At 44.0% G+C, this 25,509-nt stretch carries 15 protein-coding genes; 10 read left to right on the top strand and 5 right to left on the bottom strand.

Translation table 11 applies throughout. The annotated features are described in order from the left end of the window. Positions 1–66: 66 nt before the first annotated feature. The 5 genes from QZ135_RS09475 to QZ135_RS09455 all read right to left on the bottom strand — a co-directional run bounded on the left by QZ135_RS09475 (position 67) and on the right by QZ135_RS09455 (position 7,529). Positions 67–2,373, bottom strand: a complete 2,307-nt coding sequence (locus QZ135_RS09475; RefSeq protein WP_294608339.1) for a bifunctional dihydroorotate dehydrogenase B NAD binding subunit/NADPH-dependent glutamate synthase — start codon at positions 2,371–2,373, stop codon at positions 67–69. Between the two features lie 360 nt (positions 2,374–2,733). Further along, positions 2,734–4,008 carry a serine--tRNA ligase gene (gene serS / locus QZ135_RS09470; RefSeq protein ID WP_294608337.1) on the bottom strand — a complete coding sequence of 425 codons (1,275 nt, stop codon included), beginning with the start codon at positions 4,006–4,008 and terminating at the stop codon, positions 2,734–2,736. Positions 4,009–4,157: 149 nt separating this feature from the next. Beyond that, the gene (rpmA, locus tag QZ135_RS09465; RefSeq protein ID WP_294608335.1) at positions 4,158–4,427 is read right to left on the bottom strand and encodes a 50S ribosomal protein L27; all 270 of its coding nucleotides are present in this window, start codon (positions 4,425–4,427) and stop codon (positions 4,158–4,160) included. A 23-nt stretch (positions 4,428–4,450) separates the two neighbouring features. Then, the gene (gene rplU, locus QZ135_RS09460) at positions 4,451–4,768 is read right to left on the bottom strand and encodes a 50S ribosomal protein L21 (RefSeq protein WP_294608333.1); all 318 of its coding nucleotides are present in this window, start codon (positions 4,766–4,768) and stop codon (positions 4,451–4,453) included. Positions 4,769–5,333: 565 nt separating this feature from the next. Continuing rightward, positions 5,334–7,529, bottom strand: coding sequence for an HAD-IA family hydrolase (locus QZ135_RS09455; RefSeq protein WP_294608331.1), 2,196 nt, complete (start codon positions 7,527–7,529; stop codon positions 5,334–5,336). A gap of 285 nt (positions 7,530–7,814) precedes the next feature. On the opposite strand from QZ135_RS09455, the gene QZ135_RS09450 reads away from it, so the two are divergent. The 10 genes from QZ135_RS09450 (at position 7,815) to QZ135_RS09405 (ending at position 25,487) form a co-directional block, all read left to right on the top strand. Continuing rightward, the gene (locus QZ135_RS09450; protein ID WP_294608329.1) at positions 7,815–10,040 is read left to right on the top strand and encodes a GH92 family glycosyl hydrolase; all 2,226 of its coding nucleotides are present in this window, start codon (positions 7,815–7,817) and stop codon (positions 10,038–10,040) included. Between the two features lie 30 nt (positions 10,041–10,070). Continuing rightward, entirely contained in the window at positions 10,071–10,631 is a 561-nt protein-coding gene (locus tag QZ135_RS09445; protein WP_294608327.1) for an RNA polymerase sigma-70 factor, read from the top strand. Between the two features lie 31 nt (positions 10,632–10,662). Continuing rightward, complete coding sequence (locus QZ135_RS09440; RefSeq protein WP_294608325.1) at positions 10,663–11,667, top strand: FecR family protein; 1,005 nt, start codon at positions 10,663–10,665, stop codon at positions 11,665–11,667. 57 nt (positions 11,668–11,724) lie between these two features. After that, positions 11,725–14,004 carry a GH92 family glycosyl hydrolase gene (locus QZ135_RS09435; protein ID WP_294608323.1) on the top strand — a complete coding sequence of 760 codons (2,280 nt, stop codon included), beginning with the start codon at positions 11,725–11,727 and terminating at the stop codon, positions 14,002–14,004. Positions 14,005–14,196: 192 nt separating this feature from the next. After that, positions 14,197–17,559 (top strand): TonB-dependent receptor, encoded by a 3,363-nt coding sequence (locus QZ135_RS09430; RefSeq protein WP_294608321.1) that lies wholly within the window; start codon positions 14,197–14,199, stop codon positions 17,557–17,559. A 4-nt stretch (positions 17,560–17,563) separates the two neighbouring features. Further along, positions 17,564–19,180 carry a RagB/SusD family nutrient uptake outer membrane protein gene (locus QZ135_RS09425; RefSeq protein ID WP_294608320.1) on the top strand — a complete coding sequence of 539 codons (1,617 nt, stop codon included), beginning with the start codon at positions 17,564–17,566 and terminating at the stop codon, positions 19,178–19,180. Positions 19,181–19,201: 21 nt separating this feature from the next. Further along, complete coding sequence (locus QZ135_RS09420; protein WP_294608308.1) at positions 19,202–20,203, top strand: glycoside hydrolase family 18; 1,002 nt, start codon at positions 19,202–19,204, stop codon at positions 20,201–20,203. Between the two features lie 8 nt (positions 20,204–20,211). After that, positions 20,212–21,378, top strand: a complete 1,167-nt coding sequence (locus QZ135_RS09415) for a DUF1735 and LamG domain-containing protein (protein ID WP_294608305.1) — start codon at positions 20,212–20,214, stop codon at positions 21,376–21,378. Between the two features lie 30 nt (positions 21,379–21,408). Next, positions 21,409–23,352 (top strand): DUF1735 domain-containing protein, encoded by a 1,944-nt coding sequence (locus QZ135_RS09410; protein WP_294608302.1) that lies wholly within the window; start codon positions 21,409–21,411, stop codon positions 23,350–23,352. A gap of 125 nt (positions 23,353–23,477) precedes the next feature. Beyond that, positions 23,478–25,487, top strand: coding sequence for a glycoside hydrolase family 97 protein (locus tag QZ135_RS09405; RefSeq protein WP_294608300.1), 2,010 nt, complete (start codon positions 23,478–23,480; stop codon positions 25,485–25,487). The last annotated feature ends 22 nt before the right edge of the window (positions 25,488–25,509 follow it).

The following is a 25,509-nucleotide window of genomic DNA, read 5'->3' as shown; positions in this document are numbered from 1 at the left end:
AAATACTAATAATAAGAAGCCCCTTTTGCATCATGCAAACGGGGCTTCTTATTATTGAGAATATTATTATTTCTTCAACTGTTCGTTCATAGCTGCAGCAGCCTTTCGACCGTCTCCCATGGCAAGAATGACGGTAGCGCCGCCACGAACAATATCGCCACCGGCATAAATGGTTGGGATGGACGACTGCATACTCTCATTCACGGCAATCGTACCTTTACGTCCCAGTTCCAGACCCGGAATAGATGAGGGTACAATCGGATTGGGAGATACACCTACACTGACAATAGCCAGGTCAATATCAATCGTTTCTGTTGCTCCCGGAATGGGGACAGGGCTACGACGTCCGGAAGCATCCGGTTCACCAAGTTCCATCTTTTGCAGAATGACTTGTTTTACTTTTCCCAGTTCATCGGCAATGTATTCGATAGGGTTATGCAGCGTGAGGAACTCAACACCTTCTTCTTTTGCATGTTTTACTTCTTCAATACGTGCAGGCATTTCCTCTTCGGAACGGCGGTAGATAATCATGGCACGTTCGGCACCTAAGCGACGTGCGGTACGTACCGAGTCCATCGCTGTGTTTCCGCCACCGATAACGGCTACGTTCTTTCCAAAAGGTACCGGAGTATCCGAGTCTTCGCTGGCAGCATCCATCAGGTTGACACGCGTCAGGTATTCATTGGATGACAAGATGTTGATGGAGTTTTCTCCCGGAATATTCATGAAGTTGGGCAATCCGGCACCGGATGCCACAAATACTCCTTTGAAACCCTCTTCTTCCAACTGCTCCACACTGATAGTCTTACCGATGATGCAGTCTTTTATAAAGTTAACACCCATCTTGGCGAGGTTGTCAATTTCTACATCCACTACCTTGTTTGGCAGACGGAATTCGGGGATACCGTACTTCAATACACCACCGATTTCGTGTAGCGCCTCGAAGACAGTAACCTCATAACCGTATTTCGCCATATCTCCTGCAAAGGAAAGCCCGGCAGGGCCGGAACCGATGACAGCAATCTTAATACCGTTCTTTTCTTTGATTTCCGGAACGGATATTTGTCCGCTTTCGCGTTCATAGTCGGCAGCAAAACGTTCCAGATAACCGATAGCTACCGGCTGCTCTTTCATCTTCAAGTGGATACATTTAGCTTCGCACTGTTTCTCTTGCGGGCAAACACGACCGCAAACAGCAGGCAGGGCACTGGTTTCTTTTAGTGTCTTGGCAGCTTCAAGAATTTCTCCGCGCTCTATGTTCTTGATGAAGCGGGGGATGTCGATACCTACGGGGCAACCTTCCATACAGCCCGGGTTGGCACAGTCCAGACAGCGTTTAGCTTCTGTCAATGCCTGTTCTTCTGTTAGTCCCTGGTTTACTTCTTCCTTGCGACTGTGTGAGCGGTATTCTGCATCGAGTTCGTTCATCTCAACGCGCGGAATAGCAGTGCGTTCTTTGGGTTTCATGGCTTTGCGAAGTTCCAGACGCCATGCAGCATTGCGGCTTTTCTCGTCTACTATCTCTGCAGTTTCCGGCATGGCTTTGCAGGATTCTCCCTCTTCGAGTTTGTGCATTTCTTCACGTTCGATGCTTTTGAAAGCACCCATACGCTTCAGCATTTCGTCAAAGTCTACCTGGTGGCCGTCAAATTCCGGTCCGTCTACGCAGACGAACTTGGTTTTTCCGCCGATAGTGATGCGGCAGGCACCGCACATACCGGTACCGTCCACCATAATGGTGTTCAGTGAAACGTCTGTCGGAATTTCATATTTTTTAGTCAGCAAACAAACAAATTTCATCATGATGGCGGGACCGATGGCGAAGCACTTGTTCACCTTCTCCCGCTTGATAACTTCTTCTACTCCTTCTGTGACCAATCCTTTACGTCCATAAGAGCCATCGTCGGTCATAATGATAACCTCGTCTGCACTTTCACGCATTTCTTTTTCAAGGATAATCAGCTCTTTGCTACGTCCGGCAAGCACGGCGATAACGCGGTTTCCGGCAGCTTTCAATGCTTGTACGATAGGAAGCATGGGGGCTACACCTACGCCGCCACCTGCACAGACCACCGTTCCGAAGTTTTCAATGTGAGTAGCCTGTCCCAACGGGCCCACTACATCGGTGATATAGTCGCCCTCATTCAGTTCGCAAAGGCGGGTGGAGGAGAGGCCTACTTCTTGTACTACCAAAGTGATAGTGCCGCGCGCAGTGTCTGCCGCGGCAATTGTCAGCGGCAGACGTTCGCCTTTTTCGCCTACACGTACAATAACAAAGTGTCCTGCCTTGCGTGAACGGGCAATTAAAGGTGCTTCAATCTCCAGTTTAAAAACCTTTTCTGAAAAATGTTCTTTGCTAATGATTTTGTTCATTATCTTATAATTTTGTTGGTATAATTACGTAATTACTTTCAGATTGTTACGGTTTGCAAAGATACGGGTTATTTGGTAAAAACAAAGCAAGTTGTGAGTAAAAAAGAGAAGGGCAGGGGTCAAAGTGCACTGTACCTCAAAAGTTAGATAAAAACTTTTGGAATGCAGCTTAAAAGGTTGGAAGCCTTTTATCTTATAGTCCGGGGCAATGGGTATTACTATCTTACGCTCTGAAGCGGGTGATGAAGAAACCCGGGGCAACGGCCCCGGGCTATATGATGCAAGGCTCTTTCAGCCTTTGGATAGCGTTGTATTTATATAAAACGTTGTGTTTATATAAAGTTAGGCTATCATTGAAGATTAGTCAATCATTTCAAATCCCGTATATGGCACCAACGCTTTCGGGATACGGATACCTTCCGGTGTCTGGTTGTTTTCCAACAGAGCGGCAACGATGCGCGGCAATGCCAGAGCCGAACCATTCAAAGTATGACAGAGTTCGGTTTTCTTTTCTCCACTGCGATAGCGGCATTTCAGGCGGTTAGCCTGGTATGTATCGAAGTTGGACACAGAGCTTACTTCCAGCCAGCGTTTCTGTGCCTCGGAATACACCTCGAAGTCGAAGCAAAGCGCAGCCGTGAAACTCATATCACCACCACAGAGGCGAAGAATACGGTATGGCAATTCCAGCTTTTGCAATAAACCTTCTACGTGGTCCAGCATCTCCTTGTGAGATTGTTTAGAATGTTCCGGCTTGTCAATGCGAACCAGTTCCACTTTAGAGAACTCGTGCAAACGGTTCAGACCACGTACATCCTTACCATAAGAACCGGCTTCACGACGGAAACATTGTGTATATGCGCAATTCTTGATAGGAAGCTGCTTCTCTTCCAGAATCACATCGCGATAGATATTTGTAACAGGTACTTCAGCCGTCGGGATGAGATACAAGTCATCCACTTCGCAATGGTACATCTGACCTTCTTTATCAGGTAACTGGCCTGTTCCGTAACCAGAAGCGGCATTCACTACTGTCGGTGGCATAATTTCCAGATAACCCGATTTGCGAGCCTCGTCCAGGAAGAAGTTGATTAGCGCGCGTTGCAACTGTGCACCTTTTCCTTTATAAACAGGAAATCCGGCTCCCGTAATCTTCACGCCTAAATCGAAATCAATCAAATCATATTTTTTCGTCAGTTCCCAATGGGGCAGTGCGTCTTTGGGAAGTTCCGTCTCCATGCCTCCCATTTTTTCAACTACATTGTCTTCGGCACCTACGCCTTCGGGCACTTCATCATAAGGCACGTTCGGAATGGTATAGAGCAGGTTCTGCATATCTTCGGTTGCCTGGTCCATTTCGGCCTGCAACGTCTTGTTGGTTTCCTTCAGCTCGGCTACACGACTCTTGGCCACTTCGGCTTCCTCTTTCTTTCCTTCTTTCATCAGTTGTCCGATGGATTTGGAGATTGAGTTCACTTCAGAGAGGTTGTTATCTAATACAGACTGTGTACTACGTCTTTTGTCGTTGAAGGCAATTACCTGGTCTATTGTCTCTTTAGCATTTTTGAAATGCTTTTTCTCCAGTCCGCGGATTACCGCGTCGGTGTTTTCTGTAATTTGTTTAATGGTAAGCATATCTTGATACTTGTTTTTGATGTTTCTCTTCTATATGAGTGTGCAAAGATAAATAAAAAACAAATAATGTGCGATGTTTCGCACAAAAAGAAGAGGGATGTAATCCATACACGGATCACATCCCTCTTTTTTATTTCTTGTTCCGAAACTTATGCTTCTGTAGTTTCAGCAGGGATTACAGATACATAACGTCTGTCACCCTTGGTTACTTTGAACTGTACAGTTCCGTCTACTAAAGCGAAAAGAGTGTGGTCTTTACCCATGCCCATGTTGGTGCCCGGGTGGAATTCAGTACCTCTTTGACGAATGATGATGTTGCCTGCTTTGCAAACTTCGCCACCAAATATCTTAACGCCTAATCTCTTGCTCTGTGATTCGCGGCCGTTCTTAGAACTACCGACACCTTTTTTATGTGCCATTTCTTCTTACTGTTTTAAATTGATTAAGCTACTACTTCTGTAATTGTTAACTCTGTGAATTGTTGACGGTGACCGTTCAACTTGCGATGACCTTTTCTTCTTTTCTTGTGGAAAACGAGAACTTTGTCACCTTTTACCATGCTTGATACAATCTGGCAAACTACTTTTGCACCTTCTACAGTGGGAGCACCTACGGTGATAGCGCCTTCTTTGTCTACCAAAAGAACCTTGTCAAATTCTACTGTTGTACCGTTTTCTGCATTCTGAATGTGGTGTACAAACAGTTTTTTGCCAGCTTCTGCTTTAAATTGCTGACCGTTGATTTCTACAATTGCGTACATTTCTTATATATAATGTATAAGTTAGCTCCGTCGGGTGGTCTCTAATCACTTAGAAAACGCTTTGTCGAACCCGGTGCGGAATAATCGGGCACAAAAGTACCTCTTTTCTTCGGAACAGGCAAATGTTTTTTCTTCTTTTTTCGTGGATTCTGAAATTCCCCTTCTTGAAAATGAGAGAGATGCCTGGGAGCGGATTGATGGGGTGGCATCTAACTAATCTTAAACATACGATGAACTAATCCTAAACATGCAACCAACTAATATTTTTCTTGCATCTTATTATTCATACAATAGCTGTGAAAGTTTCCTACAATAAATATAGAAGTTTCTTACAACAGCTATTGTAAGAAACTTCTATATTTATTGTAGGAATAATAAGATGCAAGAAAAATATTAGTTCCTTGCGGTGCCGGGATTAGTTTCTTGCAAGCATAGGATTAGTTTGTAGGCGGCATTGTAAACCCTCTCTAATACAAAAAGTTCTCTCGTATCAATTAGAGATAGAGAGAACTTTTTGTATCTTACAAATGTCTTGAAAGACAGGGGAGGGAATTTTTTCTCAATGCTATAAGAGCAGATTCAATATATGGACCATTGCAACCACCAATCCTACAACGATGATGGCAAAGAGTATGAGCAATATCAGGCTATAGAAGAACATAAGTATTGTGGTCCAGAAACTTCTCCACCATGTGTAGCCATACAATTGCTTGTAATCCAAGCAGAAGAGGGCGAAGATGAAAAATATGGGTAATTCATATAAATCATCCACCGCTGCATTGCCATTGAAGGGTAGCACGATGATACTGAGCAAGAGTATCTGGCAAGCGATATAAGCCTGTACAAATACATGCTCTGTAAGATTATAACGTATTTTATTTTTTTTACGCCGGAAAGCCATAAGTGTTGCCAAGGCAAAGAGGGGTAAGGTGGCTATGATGCGGAATGCTTTGTTGCCATGTCCCCAACTGTGCAGCAGGTTCCACACTTTTTGAAGAAAGGGTGTGTTTTGAATAAACTTTTCGAGCTTATTACTCACTGACAGGCTGCTTTCCACTATCTCGTCTATGAGATCCTCGTCGCCTTCATCCCTTACTTTGATGGTGTAATTGAATGTCTCTAAGGCGTCTTCCGCTTCCAGCTTTTTCAGACTTTGCTCGATGCTTTCTATGGTCTGTACCAGAACTTCTTTCTGTGCCGGATCTTTTGCTTTTTTCTTTTGCTTTTGCAGTTGTTCAAGGGTAGCTATGTATTTCTTTTTCTGAATTTCTGTAGTTTCCTCCGGTTCCAGATCTTCTAACTTGCGATTCAGTTTTTCTATAGTTAGGGTAAGGACTTCCTTGGTCTTAGGGTCCTCAGTTTGTTCTATCCGCTTTTGCAGTTGTTCACGCGTATCAATTATTTCTTGTCTTTGGACTTCCGGAGAGTCCTTGTCTTTCTGGCTTAAAGCGTCCGGATCTACCAGTTGCACAGTCATGATGTAGAGGGCGGCCAGCACGAATAATGTCTGGAAGGGGCGGAAGTAGAGTATCCGTTTTCCGGCAATGAAGTCTTTTATCATATATCCCGGACGGTAGAGCAAGTCCAGCAGAGTACGGCCAAAACCGTTATCAATATTGGTGAATCCTCCCAGGATATTTCTGAAAGCATTGCTGAGACGGTATCGGGGGGTATTGCGACTTTGCCCGCAACGGTTACAATAGCTGCCGGTATAGGTGGTGCCGCAGTTCAGGCAAGTGCTGCTTTCTTCACTGGCAACCGGTACTTGCTTTCCGTGTATCATCTTGATGTGGAGGGCGCGAAGACGTATTTTGCAGGGAGTCCACCAAGGGGAAATAAAATCTAATACACGGTTGGGGAGAATCCGGCGTATGGTAAGTATATACCAGAGCACCAATATGAAAGCCCACATAAAGACATTGCTGTCTTCCCCCTCTTCAAAAGATAGCCATAGCAGTATTGCCAGGGTTAATATCTGCCAGATATTAATTATCTTTTTTCTGCGTGGAGCGGAGGGAGTAGAAACGGTAGACGAACCGGTAGCCGGATGTGGAGATACCGCTTTATCGACAGCCGGATGTTGGTTATCGGTCGGCTGTTTGTCGTTGGCGGGACGTTCATCGTCTTCCAATAACTCTTCCAGTGAACTCATTATCTTCCAGTGCGGATATTTGCTTAATTCCTCGGCAGTGGTCACCCCATGGGTTACGCCGGCAAAGTCTACTCCGGCAGCTTTGGCTGTGGCGGCATCTACTGTACTGTCACCTATATAAAGAGTTTCCGCTTTGGTGGCATGCAATTGTTTGATGGCAAATAGCAGACCTTCGGGCGAGGGCTTGGCGGCTTTTACGTCTTCTCCACCGACGATGATGTTGAAGAAGTTGCTGGGGAAATGCTGGTCGAGCAATTCCTTTATCCGGAAACGGTATTTGGTGGAGATGATGCCGATGAATGCGCCTGCATCTTTCAGGGCGAGTAACACGGATTTGGTTTCAAGGAAAAGCACCGTGTTTATGGTCATGTGCGTATCCGCTTCTTTCCTGTACTCGTTTCTGAAACCTTCCAGTTGGTCGGCATCCGTCACGCCTGTCAGGATGGAAAAAGATTCTTCCAGGGTTTTTCCAATGGTGCGTTTGATGGCTTCATCGGTCACGTCGGTATAACCATGTTGAGCGAGCACATTGCGGAAGCAAGTGACGATGCCGCGCGAGGAATCGGCGAGCGTGTAATCAAAGTCAAAGAGATAAGTTGTATAACTCATTGTCGCTTTTTACGGCAAAGATAATGTAAACCGGGAACAGAATAAAATGAACCTGCTCATTTTTTAGGTTGAGGTGCAGATTATCTGTCATCCACTAAAAATACTCACCACTTTTGCTTCTTGAAACAACTCTGTATCTCTTGTGTCCGGAATAATAAAAAAGTAAACAGGCTCTATGTGTTTATCGGATTTTTGTATTATTTTTGTTTGCCAAAGTTTTTTTGCCGGCGAACTAAGTGTTTTGTTGCATTGGGTTGTTTTATGAGCACGTTAACTAATTATATTATGAAATTACTGAAATCCTGTTGTTTAGTTGCAGCTCTTTTCTCTTTTTCAGCGTGTGTGTCCCGACAGCTTAATGCCGGAAGTGATTCTTATGTCGAGTATGTAAACCCTCTTATTGGTACTGATTTTACCGGAAATACCTATCCCGGTGCCCAGGCTCCGTTTGGCATGGTGCAACTTAGTCCTGACAACGGTCTTCCGGGCTGGGACCGTATATCCGGTTATTTCTATCCGGACAGTACGATTGCAGGTTTCAGCCATACGCACCTTTCGGGTACGGGAGCCGGTGATTTATATGATATTTCTTTCATGCCTGTGACGTTGCCTTATAAAGAAGCAGAAGCTCCGTTGGGCATCCATTCCCTGTTTTCCCATTCCGAAGAATCGGCTGGTGCCGGATATTATCAGGTCAGGTTGAAAGACTATGATATTAATGTGGAACTCACGGCAACCGAACGTTGTGGTATTCAGCGCTACACCTTCCCCGAAGCGGATGCTGCTATATTCCTCAATTTAAGGAAAGCTATGAACTGGGACTTTACGAACGATACACGTATCGAAGTCGTCGATTCCGTCACTATTCAGGGATACCGTTTCTCTGATGGCTGGGCGCGCGACCAGCATATTTATTTCCGTACCCGCTTCTCCAGGCCGTTTGCTGCTGTGCAACTTGACACTGCCTCTGTCATCAAAGATGGCGAACGGATTGGAACATCCGCCATTGCCCGGTTTGATTTTCATACCGTTGCGGGTGAACAAATTATTGTCACTACCGCCATTTCCGGTGTAAGCATGGAGGGAGCGGCACGTAATCTGGCTGCCGAGGCGCCGGATGATGATTTTGATAAGTATCTGGCGGCTACCCGCAAGAACTGGAACGAGCAGCTTTCAAGAGTGGAAATCAAATGTGATAATAGAGATGAGAAGGTTAAATTCTATACCGCCCTCTATCATTCTATGCTGGCTCCCACTATTTACAGCGATGTAGATGGTGCTTATTATGGTCCTGATAAGAAGGTGCATCAGGCAGACGGGTGGGTAAACTACAGCACATTCTCGTTATGGGATACCTATCGCGCGGCTCATCCTCTCTATACCTATATAGAACCTAACCGTGTCAATGATATGGTGAAATCTTTCATAGCCTTCTATGAACAGAACGGACGCCTTCCGGTGTGGAACTTCTACGGCAGTGAAACGGATATGATGATAGGTTATCATGCTGTGCCTGTCATTGTAGATGCTTATTTAAAAGGAATAGGGGATTTTGACCCAGAGAAAGCCCTGGAGGCTTGTGTGGCTACCGCCAATATAGATGAATATCGTGGAATAGGATTGTATAAGAAGTATGGCTATGTACCCTATGACGTGACAGACCACTATAATTCAGAAAACTGGTCATTATCTAAGACGCTGGAATATGCCTATGATGATTATTGCATCGCCCGTATGGCAGAAAAGTTAGGGGAGAAAGAGACTGCGGATGAATTCTACAAACGTTCCCGGAACTATAAGAATGTGTATAATCCTCAAACTTCTTTTATGCAACCGCGTAATAATAAAGGGGATTTCATAGAAGGGTTCAGTCCGGACGACTATACTCCTCATATTTGCGAAAGCAACGGCTGGCAGTATTTTTGGTCTGTGCAGCAAGATATTGACGGTCTGATTGAGTTGACGGGAGGCAAGGAGAGGTTTGCGCAGAAACTGGATAGTATGTTTACCTATAATCCGTCTGCCGATGAGGATTTGCCTATTTTCAGTACGGGGATGATTGGGCAATATGCGCATGGAAATGAACCGAGCCATCATGTCATTTATCTCTTCAATGCTGTGGGACAACCTTGGAAAACCCAGAAATATGCAGCCGAGGTGATGCATGAGCTTTATAAAAATACGCCTGCCGGTTTATGCGGGAATGAGGATTGTGGCCAGATGTCTGCCTGGTATGTGTTCAGCGCAATGGGCTTCTATCCGGTGAACCCGGTTGGTGGCAAGTATGAGATAGGCACTCCCATGTATCCTGAGATGAAGATGCATTTGGCTAACGGTAAGACGTTTACGGTACTGGCACCGGCAGTCAGCGAGGAGAATTTCTATATCCAGTCGGTAAAACTCGACGGGAAACCTTACGATAAAAGCTATATCACACATGAGCAAATAATGAACGGAAGTATCCTTGAATTTGAAATGGGGAACAGGCCGGGAAAGGTGTGGTATGAGTAGTTGACGGGGATTTAAAACAGATGTGAGATTATGGGTGATAACTTTGACCTGACTTATAAACTGCTTTTTCGTCAGTACTATGCTAATCTGCTCTTTTACGCCACGCGCATTGTGGGCGAAGAAGAAGCGGAAGACGTAGTACAGGACGTATTTGTGGAGTTGTGGCGGCGACAAGACACAGTGACGGTGGGCGAACAGATACAGGCATTCCTGTATCGGGCGGTCTACACCCGTGCTTTAAATGTACTGAAGCACCGGGAAGTCAAGAATAGTTACGAAGCGGTTGTGACGGAGATTAACAAGAAGAGAGTTGAGTTCTATCAGCCGGATAGCAATGAAGTTGTGAAGAGGATAGAAGACCGGGAACTCAGAAGGGAACTCTCCGAGGCGATTAATGAGTTGCCGGACAAGTGTAAGATGGTCTTCAAGCTCAGTTATCTGCATGATATGAAGAACAAGGATATTGCAGAAACAATGGGCATATCGTTGCGGACAGTAGAAGCCCATATGTATAAAGCTTTGAAGTTTCTGCGCGAAAGATTGGGCTACCTGAACTTCATGTTGGTCCTCTTTTTATTAGGTAAGGTATAAGTGTTTTTATCGAAACGATTGTTTTATTAGTATGATGAAGGAAGGAATAAATAAGTTGGATGAAGAATTGATAGCTAGATTTCTTATGGGTGAATGTTCTGAAGAAGAACTCCATAAGGTGAACGCTTGGCTGGACGAGTCAGACGGGAACGTGCGTGAATTGTTCAGGATAGAGCAAATATATCATCTTGGAAAAAACGAAAATTTTGCAGATGAAAAGAAAATAGAGAGAGTGGAGAAACAATTATTCAAACGGTTGAAACAGGAAGAGACGAAGCGGCATAAGGTGCGGAGAATGAATACCTGGATGCGGTATGCTGCCATGCTGATAGGCGTCTTTCTTATATCCGGTTTGAGCTATCATATTTATCAGTCGCAGAGCGAGACGGGTGCATTGGTGGCTGTCACCGCCCGGGACGAAGTGAAAGAACTGATGTTGCCTGACGGTACCAAAGTTTGGTTGAACAAACATACTACCTTGAAGTATCCGAGCGAATTCTCAGAAAAGGGAAGAAATGTATATATAGAAGGTGAAGCCTATTTTGAAGTAAAGAGAAATGTGGAAAAACCTTTTATTGTACGGAGTGAAGCCATGCAGGTCAGAGTTTTGGGAACTGTCTTTAATCTGAAGAGTGACAAGGCCAACCGCTCGGCGGTAGCCACGTTGATAAAGGGAGAGATTGAAGTAAAAGGGAATCATGAAGAAGGGATGATTGTTCTGTCTCCGGGACAGAAAGCGGAACTGAATGGTATGACCCGCCGTCTGGTAGTGAAGCAAGTGGATACAGGAATTGAAAACTGGCATAATAACCAGTTTGTATTTGAGAAGGCGGATATTTTCACCATTGCACGAACATTGGAAAATTCTTATGGAGTGAAAATTATTCTGGCACCCGATATGGACGTGACAAAGACATATACCGGTGCATTAAAAAAGAAGAATAGTGTGGAGGAAGTGTTGAACTCAGTTAAGAATGTGATACCTATTGAATATAAAATAGTGGGAAATAGTGTATTTTTGTCTTCGAAGAAATAAATAGTTTCAAATGGTGTTACGCATAACGCCTGATAACCCAATAATTATTGTAATAGTATGAAGAACCTTTTTTTATCGATTTGCTTTTTGTGCTGCGCTCTTTGGGGGCAGGCTAAAGATTTTACACAATACGTCAATCCATTGATGGGGACGTTGTCCACCTTCGAACTTTCTACCGGTAATACTTATCCGGCTATTGCGCGTCCCTGGGGTATGAACTTCTGGACACCGCAGACGGGGAAGATGGGAGATGGCTGGCAATATGTGTACACTGCCAATAAAATCCGCGGCTTTAAACAAACCCATCAACCTAGTCCTTGGATTAATGATTATGGTCAGTTTTCTATCATGCCGGTGGTAGGTAAACCGGAGTTCAATGAAGATAAACGTGCCAGTTGGTTCTCACATAAAGGAGAAATAGCATTGCCACATTATTATAAGGTATATCTTGCTGAGCATGATGTAGTAACAGAATTTACTCCTACGGAGCGTGCCGTCCTGTTCCGTTTCACCTTCCCCGAGAACGACCATTCTTATGTGGTGGTAGACGCCTTTGATAAAGGTTCTTACATCAAGATTATTCCTGAACAAAACAAGATTATCGGATATACTACTCGTAATAGCGGTGGGGTTCCTGATAACTTTAAGAACTATTTCGTTATAGAATTCGACAAGCTTTTCACTTACAGGGCTTCCGTTGCCGATGGCAAGCTGGCTGAAAACCAGAATGAGCAGTCTGCCGGACATGCAGGTGCCATCATCGGTTTTAAAACCCGTAAAGGTGAAATCGTTCATGCACGTGTTGCTTCTTCTTTCATCAGCTTTGAACAAGCAGATAGAAACCTGAAAGAATTGGGTAATGACAGCTTTGAGGCTTTGGTTCAGAAGGGACAGGATGCCTGGAATCAGGTATTGGGAAAAATAGAAGTGGATGGTGGTAATCTTGACCAATATCGCACTTTCTACTCTTGTTTGTACCGCTCGGTACTTTTCCCCCGTTCTTTCTATGAGTTCGATGAAGCCGGAGCTCCTGTGCACTACAGTCCTTACAACGGACAGGTGCTCCCCGGTTATATGTATACCGATACCGGTTTCTGGGATACTTTCCGTTGCCTGTTTCCTTTCCTCAACCTGGTGTATCCGTCAGTAAACAAGCAAATTCAGGAAGGTCTCGTCAATACATATAAAGAAAGCGGTTTCTTCCCCGAATGGGCCAGTCCGGGACATCGCGGTTGTATGATTGGCAATAACTCGGCTTCCGTGCTTGCCGACGCTTATTTGAAAGGTGTTAAAGTGGATGATGTAACTACTTTGTATGAAGGACTTATCCATGGAACCAAGAATGTGCATCCCGAAGTTTCTTCCACCGGTCGCCTGGGTTACGAATATTATAATGAACTGGGTTATGTTCCTTACGATGTGAAAATCAATGAGAATGCTGCCCGCACGTTGGAATATGCTTATGATGACTGGTGCATCTACCAGATGGCCAAGGCTCTGAATCGTCCGAAGAAAGAACTGAAACTTTTTGCAGAGCGTGCCATGAACTATAAGAATGTATTCGACAAAGAGAGTTTGTTGATGCGTGGCCGTAATAAGGATGGCCAGTTCCAGTCTCCCTTCTCACCGTTGAAGTGGGGTGATGCCTTTACGGAAGGAAACAGTTGGCATTATTCCTGGTCTGTGTTCCATGACCCGCAAGGATTAATAGATTTGATGGGTGGCGAAAAGGTATTCGTTGGAATGCTGGATTCTGTATTTACTGTTCCTCCTGTTTTCGATGATAGTTATTATGGTCAGGTGATTCATGAAATACGTGAAATGACGGTGATGAACATGGGAAACTATGCTCATGGCAATCAGCCGATACAACATATGATTTATATGTATAATTATGCCGGACAACCCTGGAAAGCACAATATTGGTTGCGTGAGGTGATGAACCGCATGTATACTCCCGGTCCCGATGGTTATTGCGGAGATGAAGACAACGGTCAGACTTCTGCCTGGTATGTATTCTCTGCGTTGGGCTTCTATCCTGTTTGTCCGGGAACCGACGAATATGTCCTTGGTGCTCCTTTATTCAAGAAAGCTACTCTGCATTTCGAGAACGGTAATTCCTTGGTGATTGATGCTGCGAATAACAACTCTGAAAATATATATATCGAGTCACTCCGTTTGGATGGAAATACGTATACCAAGAATTATCTGAAGCATGGAGATATGATAAAAGGTGGTGTCCTGAAATTTGATATGGGCAGTAAACCCAATCTACAGAGAGGAACACAGCCGGAAGACTATCCTTACTCTTTCTCCAATGAACTAAAAAAGAAGTAAGAAAAAGCGTTAATGATGTGTTGAAGAAGGGGATAGTCAAAAGGAAACTATCCCCTTCTTCATTTTAAAGAAAAAAAATATCATTTTGTACTAAGTGTATTTTAAGTGCCTGTTGTTTTATAATACGAAGGCCGGGAGAAAGACTCCCTTGGCTGATTAAATTAACCAATGTGTAACCTTTAAACTTTGTTTATGAACAACAATCATGCTTTTCAAAGTTCGAAATTTCTGCGGACTTTATTAGTTTTGTTCTTCATGGCTGTATCAGTTCAGTGGACTTTTGCCCAACTGAATTTGAACGTGTCCCGCACAACGTTAGGAACAGTCATCGAACAGATTAAATCTCAATCCAAGTATCAATTTTTTTATGACGACAAACTCGCCACAGTGACAGTTGAGAGCGTCAAGGTGAAGAATGCATCGATTGAAGATGCCTTGAATGCTATTCTTAAAGGAAAGGACATTTCTTTTAAAGTAGAAGATAACATTGTTTATCTTTCTGAAAAGTCGGCTACGCCGCAAGAGGGGAATCAACAAGGTAAGGAACGCACTATCACCGGAGTGGTATCGGATGATATGGGGCCCCTTATCGGTGTGAATGTATTGGTGAAAGGTACCAGTGTTGGCTGTATTACCGATTTGGACGGTAACTTTACGCTGACTACTACCGAAGCTAATCCTGTTATCCAGTTCTCCTATATTGGTTATAAGCCACAGGAGATTGCTGTTAAAGGCTCAGGACCTATTAACTTGCTGATGGAAACAGACTCACAATTGATAGAAGAGGTAGTAGTGACGGCTTTGGGTATCAAGCGTGCTACGAAGGCGCTGAGTTACAATGTACAGGAAGTTAAGAGTGATGAGATTACCCGTGTAAAGGATGCCAATTTCGTAAACTCTTTGAACGGTAAAGTTGCCGGTGTAAATATCAACGCTTCTTCATCCGGTGTCGGTGGTGTATCAAAGGTAGTGATGCGCGGTACAAAGTCTATCATGCAGTCTTCCAATGCACTCTATGTCATTGATGGTGTTCCTATGTATGCCGGAACCGGTAAGGGTGGTACTGAGTTTGACTCAAAGGGTGCTACCGAACCTATTGCTGATATTAATCCTGAAGATATTGAATCAATGTCGGTATTGACCGGTGCGGCAGCAGCAGCCCTTTACGGGTCGGATGCTGCAAACGGTGCCATCGTCATTACAACGAAAAAAGGTAAAGAGGGACGTGTAAACATTACTGTGAACAGTAATACCGAAATCTTTAATGCCTTTGTGACACCTGATTTCCAAAATCGTTATGGAACCAGTAGCAGTCAAATTACACATAGCTGGGGGAATCGGTTGAATTCTTCTAATTCTTATGGATACAATCCGACGAGTGATTACTTTCAGACAGGTGTTACCGGAACAGAGAGCATTTCCTTGTCTACCGGTACGGATAAGAACCAAACGTATGTTTCGGCTGCCGCTGTTAATTCTAAGGGACTTATACCGAATAATAAGTATGCACGCTATAACTTTACTTTCCGCAATACTACTTCCTTCCTGGATGATAAGATGACTCTGGATGTGGGTGCAACTTATGTGCTTCAGAAAGACCAGAATATGGTGAACCAAGGTACTTACAACAATCCGTTGGTGGGCGCTTACTTGTTTCCGCGCGGCAATGACTGGGCAGACTTCAAAATGTACGAACGTTATGATGCTTCTCGCAAACTGAATACCCAGTATTGGCCGATAGGTGATGCCGGTATTGTGATGCAGAACCCATACTGGATTAATTATCGTCAGCTTCGTAATAACAATAAAGACCGTTATATGCTGAATGCCAGTTTGAACTACAAGATACTGGATTGGTTGAGTGTAAGTGGGCGTGTCCGTTTGGATAATTCTTTCAATGATTATACTGAAAAGTATCATGCCGGAACAAACACGCAGATGACTGAGGCATCTACACGCGGTCTCTATACTATTTCTAAAACGACAGATAAACAACTGTATGCTGACTTCCTTATCAATATTAATAAGAGTTTCGGAGAGAACTGGAACCTTTCGGCAAATATCGGTACTTCATTTATGGATATGCGTTCGGATGGACTGGAAGTGAGAGGACCTATTGCCGACGAAAACTTTGAAGGTGAAACTCCGGGGCTTGCCAACGTATTTAATGTGCAGAACCTGAGTGCTAAGAAAACGAAGCGTATGCAGAGCGGCTGGCGTGAGCAAACCCAATCTGTGTTTGCTTCTGCTGAACTGGGCTACAAGAGTACTTATTATCTGACATTGACCGGACGTAATGACTGGCCTTCACAGTTGGCAGGACCTAACTCTACCAGTAAGTCGTTCTTCTATCCTTCAGTCGGCCTTTCAGTTGTGTTGTCTGAGTTGATGCCTAATCTGAATCGTGATTATCTTTCTTTTATGAAGTTGCGTGGTTCTTTCGCTTCCGTAGGTACGGCATTTGAGAGATACATAGCCAATCCTCGTTACGAATGGAATGAAAGTACAGGACAGTGGAGTAACACCACTCAATATCCGGTATACAACCTGAAGCCGGAGCGTACCGAATCATGGGAAGTCGGTTTGACTTTGCGTTTTTTGAAGAACTTCAATTTTGATATGACCTACTATAATACGACTACCAAGAACCAGACATTCAATCCTCAATTGGGAGTATCCGGTTATTCAGCGTTGTATATCCAGACGGGTGCTGTGCGTAATCAGGGTATAGAACTGGCATTGGGATATGAAAATACCTGGAAAGACTTTACCTGGAGCAGCAATTATACATTCTCTACCAATCAGAACAAGATTACGACTTTGGCAGACAATGCCATTAATCCTGTGACCAATGAGGTGATTTCTATATCTACATTGAATATGGGTGGTTTAGGATCTGCGCGTTTCCTATTGAAGGAAGGCGGCTCTATGGGAGATATCTATTCTAATATAGATATGAAACGTGATGCCAATGGCAATGTGTACGTGGATCAGAACGGCAACGTGGCTACCGAAAAGATAGACAACTCGGATGAATGGATTAAACTGGGAAGTGTATTGCCGAAAGCCAATATGGCATGGCGCAATAACTTTTCCTGGAAGAACTTTAATGCGGGATTTATGATTTCAGCCCGTTTGGGAGGCGTAGTATTTTCGCGTACACAAGCAGTTCTGGATGAATTTGGCGTATCAGAGGCTACGGCTGCGGCAAGAGACTTAGGATATGTGTCGGTGAATGGAGGAGACCGGGTAAATCCGGAGTCATGGTATGATGCTATAGGTGGTGGTGACGCAGTGGCGCAGTATTACACTTATTCGGCAACAAACGTACGTTTACAGGAAGCCTCTATCGGGTATACATTCCCTCGCAAGATGTTCAATAATGTATGTGACCTGACGATTTCACTTGTAGGACGTAATTTGTGGATGATTTACAGCAAAGCTCCGTTCGATCCTGAAAGTGTAGCATCCACTGACAATTTCTATCAGGGTGTCGATTATTTCATGATGCCTTCTACCCGTAATTTCGGTTGTAGTGTAACTCTTAAATTTTAATGTTATGAGAAGAAGTATTATTAATAAAATAATAGTAGGAACGCTGGTTTTTACCGGAGTATCTTGTACAGGTGATTATATGGATATCAACTCGAATCCTTATCAGCCTGGAACCGATGATATGCAGGCCGACGATTATATGTTGGGCTCGGCAATGAACAACCTTTCCAGTTGCGTGGTGTCTTCGGACGTAAACACGGCACAGTTCACCGATTGTTTGTTGGGTGGACCGATGGGGGGGTATTTCTCGGATACCAATACCGGATGGGGAAATACGATTGGAAACTTTAATGCTACGGATAATTGGACCAATGTATTTTTGAAGTCCGACAAGCTCATTCCGCAGTTGTTTACTAATTTGACTTCGGTTAAAAATATATCCGAACAAACCGGAAACCCTGTCCCGTTTGCCATTGCAAAGATTATTAAGGTAGCTGCCATGAGTCGCGTGACGGATACTTACGGTCCTATTCCTTATTCAAAAATAGGTCTGGATGGTGCTGTTACCACTCCTTATGATTCGCAGGAAGCTGTGTACAAGCAGTTCTTTACCGAATTGGATGAAGCTATTGCTACTCTGAACGATAATCCCGGAGCTGCTCTGGCTGCTACTGCCGACTATGTATATAGCGGAAACATCAGCAAATGGACCCTGTTTGCCAATTCTTTGAGATTACGCCTTGCTATGCGTATTGTGTATGCTAACCAGGCATTGGCTGAACAAGAAGCTCAGAAAGCTATACAGGGGGGAGTAATTGAGTCAAATAATGATAATGCCAAGTGGAGTTATTTCGGTTCGATTGTCAATCCGCTTTATACCGCAACCCGCTATAATTCAGCTACGGACCATGCTTGTCTCACTGGTGGTGATACACATGCGGCTGCCGACATTATCTGCTATATGAATGGATATAATGATCCTCGTCGTTCTAAATACTTCGTTCCGTCCGAATGGGCTGGTTATGACTATGTGGGAGTTCGTCGGAGTATTGATCGTACTACATTGGGCGCCGACGCACACAAGTATTCCGGTGTCAATGTCGGTCAAAGCGATCCGGTTATGTGGATGAACGCCGCTGAAGTTGCCTTCCTGCGTGCTGAAGCTGTGGCTGTATTTAATTTCTCCGGTATGGGCGGTACTGCAAAGGAGTTCTACGAAAGAGGTATCGAACTGTCATTTGAACAATGGGGTGCCGGAAGTGCAGTTGATTATATAAACAATGCTACCAGCAAGCCGGGTATCTATGATGATCCTTCCGGAGCTAACAGCTATGGTTCACAGTTGTCCACCATTACCATTAAATGGAATGACGGAGATACACAGAACGTTAAACAAGAACGTATCATTACCCAGAAATGGATTGCCAACTGGATGCTTGGAAACGAAGCATGGGCGGACTTCCGTCGTACGGGCTATCCTCGCTTGATTCCTGCGGATCCTGCTGGAAACAAAAGCGGTGGTGTAGTCGACAATGAACTGGGAGCACGCCGTATGCCTTTCCCCACTGACGAATATGTCAGCAATAAGGAGAATGTGGAAGCTGCTGTGTCAAGCCACCTGAAAGGTGCAGACAATTATGCTACCCGTGTATGGTGGGATTGTAATTCCAATATCAGATAACCCTATTTTATTCGATAAGTTATGAAAAATATAATAAAACCTATTACCGGTCTGTTCGTTTTGGTAAGCATAGCTTTGGCTTCCTGTACGGATGTGGAGAGTCTCTCCATCAATGAGTCTACCATAAAAGATCAAAATCCTGAAGGGTATGCAAAGTACCTGAACAACCTGACCGCCTATAAGGCCTCTGAGCATAAAGTAGTATATGCTTATTTCGATAACAGTAATAAGGAGCCTTATAGTCCGGCGCAGCATATTACTAATATGTCGGACAGCATCGATGTTATTTCAATGATGTATCCCGAATTAGCGGACTTCGAGAAAGCTGATATAGAAACAGTTCATCAGAAAGGAACGAAAGTTGTTTATACCGTCAGTTATGATGCTATAAAGGCGGCTTATGATGAATTGGCATCAGCTGGCGACAATACTTCTCTGGAAGCCTTTGATAGTTACCTGCAAAAAGAACTTACCACACAGCTTGCCTACTTGGACAGCTATGACGGACTGATTGCAGAGTTTTCCGGAAAAAATCCGGCATTCATGTCGGCAACTGACTTGGCAACTTATCAGGCAACACAGAACATTTTTCTGAATGCGGTTAATACATGGAAGGCAGCTAACGTAGATAAGTTTTTTGCATTCAAAGGAAAACCGCAGAATCTGATTGACAAAACTATCTTGAATAGTTGTAAGCACATCATTCTGGACAGTGGAAGTGCAACTACTGCTGCCGGGTTAAACCTGTTGGTGAACAATGCCTTGGAGGATGGGGTTCCGAGTGACCGCTTCGTTATGGCTGTGTCTACGATTTCTTATGATACAACTGATAAGAAGACAGGGTATTGGAATGGTACTCGTGCATTGGGTGAGGTAGCCTATTGGGCCACTGTGGAGGCTGCCGGATATGAGATAGCCGGTATTGCCATCTATAATGTTCAGAATGATTATTACTCTACCAGTGGTGCCTGCACCTATGTGAAAGAAGCGATTGATATAATGAATCCAGCTCCCGTTAAATGATTACTATTATGAAAATTAAGAATATCTATTTTATCTCTCTGACACTGATTTCCGGTATGTTATCCGGTTGTGCCGATGATACGGAGAATTTTGACAACCAGTTGTTCATGACCTCGAAGGCTCCGACCACGTTTTTTGTAAAGGCAATTACTCAAAATGCTACAGGAGAATTTTCTATGTCTATTCCGAAACCCTCAGAGCAGGATATCACCTTCACTATAAAAGCAGATGCAAGTTTGGTTTCCGCGTATGAGGACACTTATTATGTCAGTGATATGGAGATGCTTCCGAAAGGTCACTACAGTTTCAGCACAACAGAAGGAAAAATTGCAGCCGGTGCTTTGAAATCGACCCCAATCACGATTTCCTTTACCGAACTCGGTAGTTTAGACCTCAATAAAACCTATGTATTGCCGGTTACGGTTGCTGATGCAAGTATCAATGTGCTGGGCTCGTCAAATACATCTTATTATGTATTCAAAGGTGCTGCGCTGATTAATAAAGTGGCGAATATCAATAAAAATAACGTATATGTAGACTGGGTAAACCCGAATGTTGTTCAAAATATGAAGACGATGACGGCTGAGGCATTAATCCGACCATATAGCTTTGATAACCAGTTGAATACATTGATGGGCATTGAAGGACAATTCTTGTTCCGTTTCGGTGATTCGGGCGTCCCCTCTAATCAATTGCAGATAGCAACAGGCAAGGGTAACTTTACGAATAGTTCAATGGTGGCTCCACTGAACACATGGACACATGTTGCCGTAGCTTATGATTCGGAAGCGCAAACCATTAAGGTCTATTTCAATGGCAAACTTGTAGGTGACTTTACAGATGCTACGTATGGTCCGGTAAACTGGGGTATACCCCATTCTGACGAATCGGATGGTAAACCGCGTTGCTTCTGGATTGGTTATTCCTATAATAATGAACGTTTTCTGGATGCCGACATCTCGGAAGTACGCATCTGGAACCGAGTGCTGACTCAAGATGAAATAAATGCCGAAAACCATTTCTATGCCGTAAGTGAAGATGCTCAAAATCTGGTGGCTTACTGGAAATTTGATGACGGAGCAGATATTATCAAAGATTACAGTAACAGTGGAAATGATGCAACAGCATCTGATAAACTGACTTGGGTAGATGTAGAACTCCCTGCAAAAAAATGATAACCCTTAATCTAATTAAAAGTGCTTATTATGAAACATTGTTATAAAATAAGAATCGCTGCATGGTCGTTGCTATTGTTCGGAGCTGTATTTACAGCTTGCGAAGACGACCTCACTATATCAACAGGCAACGATAAAATCTTTGAGACTGTTGATGGAACCTATGGTAGTGTGCGTTCGGCTGCCGGAGCAAAGCAACTGACTACTATTGCCATCAGGGACAATAAAACCGGTGCAGGTCACTTGTTCTTTGAATTGAGCAAGAAAGCAGAAACGGATGTGCAGGTAACTTTCAAAATTGATGCAGATGCGTTGGCTGCTTATAATGCCGCCAATGGCACAAATTATCAGATGTACCCCACGGATAAGTTGTCTTTGGAAAATGGTGGTAAGGTGACGATTGCTACCGGAAGTAAGAGATCTGAATCACTGGAACTGGATATCAATCCCGGTGGAACAGTGGGCACTACTTATGCTGTTGCCATTTCGGCAACAGCCGGTAATGGTGTGGAGGTGTCTTCCAATACTCAGTCTTACATTTATTTGGTTGAGAATCTGGGTGTAACTCCTGATCCTGCTACGAAGGGTGATATTAAGAATCTGGTCTATGTAGAGGTGAACAATGAAAGTCCGTTGAATGCTGGCGAATATATGGTAGATGGTGTTCCTTTCTTTGATATCGTCAGTATTTTTGCAGCCAATATCAATCTGGATAGTGATGGCAGACCCTATATTTTCTGTAATGATCAGGTGTCTTTTGTGTTGGCGAATGCCGATAAGATTATCCGTCCGTTGCAGCAAAAAGGTATCAAGGTTCATTTATCTATCTTGGGTAATCACGATGATGCCGGTATGCGTAGTTTGAATGAAAAAGGTGCTAAAGCTTTTGCAAAAGAGTTGAAAGCATATATCGACATTTATGGTCTGGACGGGTTTGATTTTGATGATGAATATTCTTCTTATGCTGAAGGTAACTATAAAGGTACTTCCGGCAGCGTAGTATCCAGCGAAAGTGAATGTACGCCGGAGAATTACAAGAAACTATTGGAGGAATGCCGTAAGATAATGCCGAAAGAAGATGGCGTGACATTCGGAATTTATTGGTATACTGCTGACGACCATCCGATGGGCAGCGGTTTGGAAAATTTGATTGATTACTCTGTATATGGTACTTATGGGGCATTCCGTGACTATTACGGTCAAGATATACCGAAAGAAATCCAGGCACCGTATGCCATTACATTAGTGAGTGAAGATGGTGGAAATCTGAATAAGATTAGTGTTAACGATACGCATTTGGATAATGTGGTGAATGGTGGTTACAGATACTTTGCATTCTACAATCTGGGCTCAAGCCGTATGTACGAGTCTTATTTCGACAAGGTGGCTGCAAAGCTCTGGAATAAGGATGTGTCGTGGACCGGTAATTATTACACCCGTACTGACTTGTCTGCAAAGAAAGGTTCCGTACCCGGTTATGAATTCTATTTAGGAGAATGGACGGTAACTCCGGGTGCAGCATTGTATGTTTATCATGAAAATGATGTTCCTAAGTGGTGGGATTGGACAAATGCCGATGCTTTCGACATCACTATTGCCGAGGATGTTCAGGGAAAAAGCTACAAGGTTTACGGTTGGGACGGTAAGGATATTACCGGTACGTATCCGTTCATTATGAACTATGATGAAAGAGGAATAGCTCTTTGTCCTTCTCCTCAGGTTATCGGTACTGCTGACGGCACGACTTATGCCATGTCTCGTGCCACATATAGCGGTGCTGCTTGGGCTGCTATGGCGGCATCGGACGATGCTTTCGTTCTTGAAACATCTATGAGTGGCGGAGCTGTCTATATGTATGACTCGGGAAAACGCTATGGTTTCAGCCTGTTTACAAAGGATGGTGATACTTATAATGCAGTGGAAGGACTTAAGAATCCACATTCAAGCGGTATGTATACGCTGGTAAAGAAATAAAAGTAAAAACAGTAGTAATTTAATATATGTCAGAACGAGCCTCATGCTGACATCAGGATGAGGCTCGCAATGATATAAGTAGTATCATTGCTTGTGAGGCTACTCTCCCCTATACAATCAAACATATGAAACAACGTCTTATATATATAATTGTATCCTTTTTGTCTCTGGCAAGTTGCATTTCTCCGAAACGGACAGAAGTAACCTCGCCTGATGGTCATATCCGGCTTGTCCTCACTCTGGATGATAATGGTAGAATAGCTTATCAGGTAAATATTGGAGATACCTTGTTTATCAAGCCCTCCATGTTGGGTTTAGAGGCTAATGGCGGAGTCAATCTATCCGGGAATTTCCACGTGGTGGATACCGATTTCACTACTCAGGACGAAACCTGGACCCAGCCTTGGGGCGAAAATAAAACCATCCGCAACCATTACAATGAAATGGCTGTTCACTTGTCCGATACGGCAAAGACGAAATTAACTTTGCGCTTTCGCATTTTCGATGATGGATTGGGATTCCGCTACGAGTATGAAGTACCCGGAGCAGACAGTATTCTTGTGACGGACGAACTGACTGCGTTCAATATAGCACAGGATGGCACTTCGTGGTCCATACCTGCTAATTATGAAACCTATGAATTGCTATATCGTACACAGCCTGTCAGCCGGATAGAGAATGCCAATACTCCTATGACCTTCAAGACAGGAGGCGTGTATGCCAGCATTCACGAGGCTGCGTTGACAGACTTCCCGGAGATGACACTGAAAAATACCGGAGGCTGTAACTTCAAATCCGAACTGGCTCCCTGGCCGGACGGCATAAAAGCCCGCGTAAACGGTGGAAGTTTTAAAACTCCCTGGCGTACTATACAGATTACTCCGAAAGCTGTCGGACTGATAAATTCAGGACTTATATTGAATCTGAACGAACCTTGTGTACTGGAAACTACAGACTGGATACGTCCGATGAAATATGTAGGTATCTGGTGGGGAATGCACCTGGGCGTGGAAAGTTGGGTAATCAACGACCGTCACGGCGCTACCACCGAGAATGCCAAACGATATATTGACTTTGCTGCCGCCAACAACATAGAAGCAGTGATGTACGAAGGCTGGAATGAAGGCTGGGAAAACTGGGGTGGGACACAGGCTTTCGACTATACCAAACCCTATGCGGATTTCGATATGGATGAGATAGCCCGTTATGCCAAAGAAAAAGGTATTGAGATTATCGGGCATCATGAAACCGGAGGGAATATCGTGAACTACGAGAAGCAACTGGATAAAGCTTATAAATGGTATGCTGACCTGGGGATTCATTCGGTGAAGACCGGTTATGCCGGCGGACTTCCCAATGGATATAATCATCATGGACAATATAATGTGCGTCATTACCGCAAAGTGGTGGAGACTGCTGCAAAATATCATACCACTCTCGATGTACACGAACCCATCAAAGATACGGGTATTCGCCGTACCTATCCCAACATGATGACCCGCGAAGGCGCCCGTGGTATGGAATGGAATGCCTGGAGCGAAGGTAATCCGCCCGAACATCATGTGATGTTGCCTTTCACCCGTTTGCTGGCAGGTCCGATGGATTATACTCCGGGTATATTCGATATCATGTACGAGCGTGCAAAGAAATCTCCTTACCGCAAAAAATGGAATATGATGGATAGCAAGGACTGCCGCATCAACACTACGCTGGCAAAGCAGATTGCTAATTGGGTGATACTTTATTCGCCTTTGCAGATGGCAGCCGATATGATTGAGAACTATGAAGGACATCCTGCATTCCGGTTCTTCCGTGATTTTGATGCCGATTGTGACTGGTCCGAAGCACTTGCGGGCGAACCGGGAGAGTTTGTGGTAATCGTCCGTAAGGCGAAAGCCAAGTATTTCCTGGGTGCTGCAACGAATGAAGAAGCGCGCGAAGTAAATGTCAAGTTGGATTTTCTGGAAAGGGATAGAGTGTATCGTGCTGTAATCTATGCCGATGGAGCCGACGCAGATTGGGAGCTTAATCCTACGGCTTATGAAATTATTGAAAAACTGGTGACTGCTAACGACACCCTGACTATTAGCATGGCAAAAGGTGGCGGACAGGCCATTAGCTTTGAACCCGCTTAATATTTAAAACGTAATATAATCA

The sequence above is a fragment of the uncultured Bacteroides sp. genome (genome assembly GCF_905207245.1).
In the GTDB taxonomy this organism is placed as follows: Bacteria; Bacteroidota; Bacteroidia; order Bacteroidales; family Bacteroidaceae; genus Bacteroides.
The sequence above is the reverse complement of the archived record's forward strand: the minus strand, read 5'-3'. Positions and strand labels throughout refer to the sequence as shown.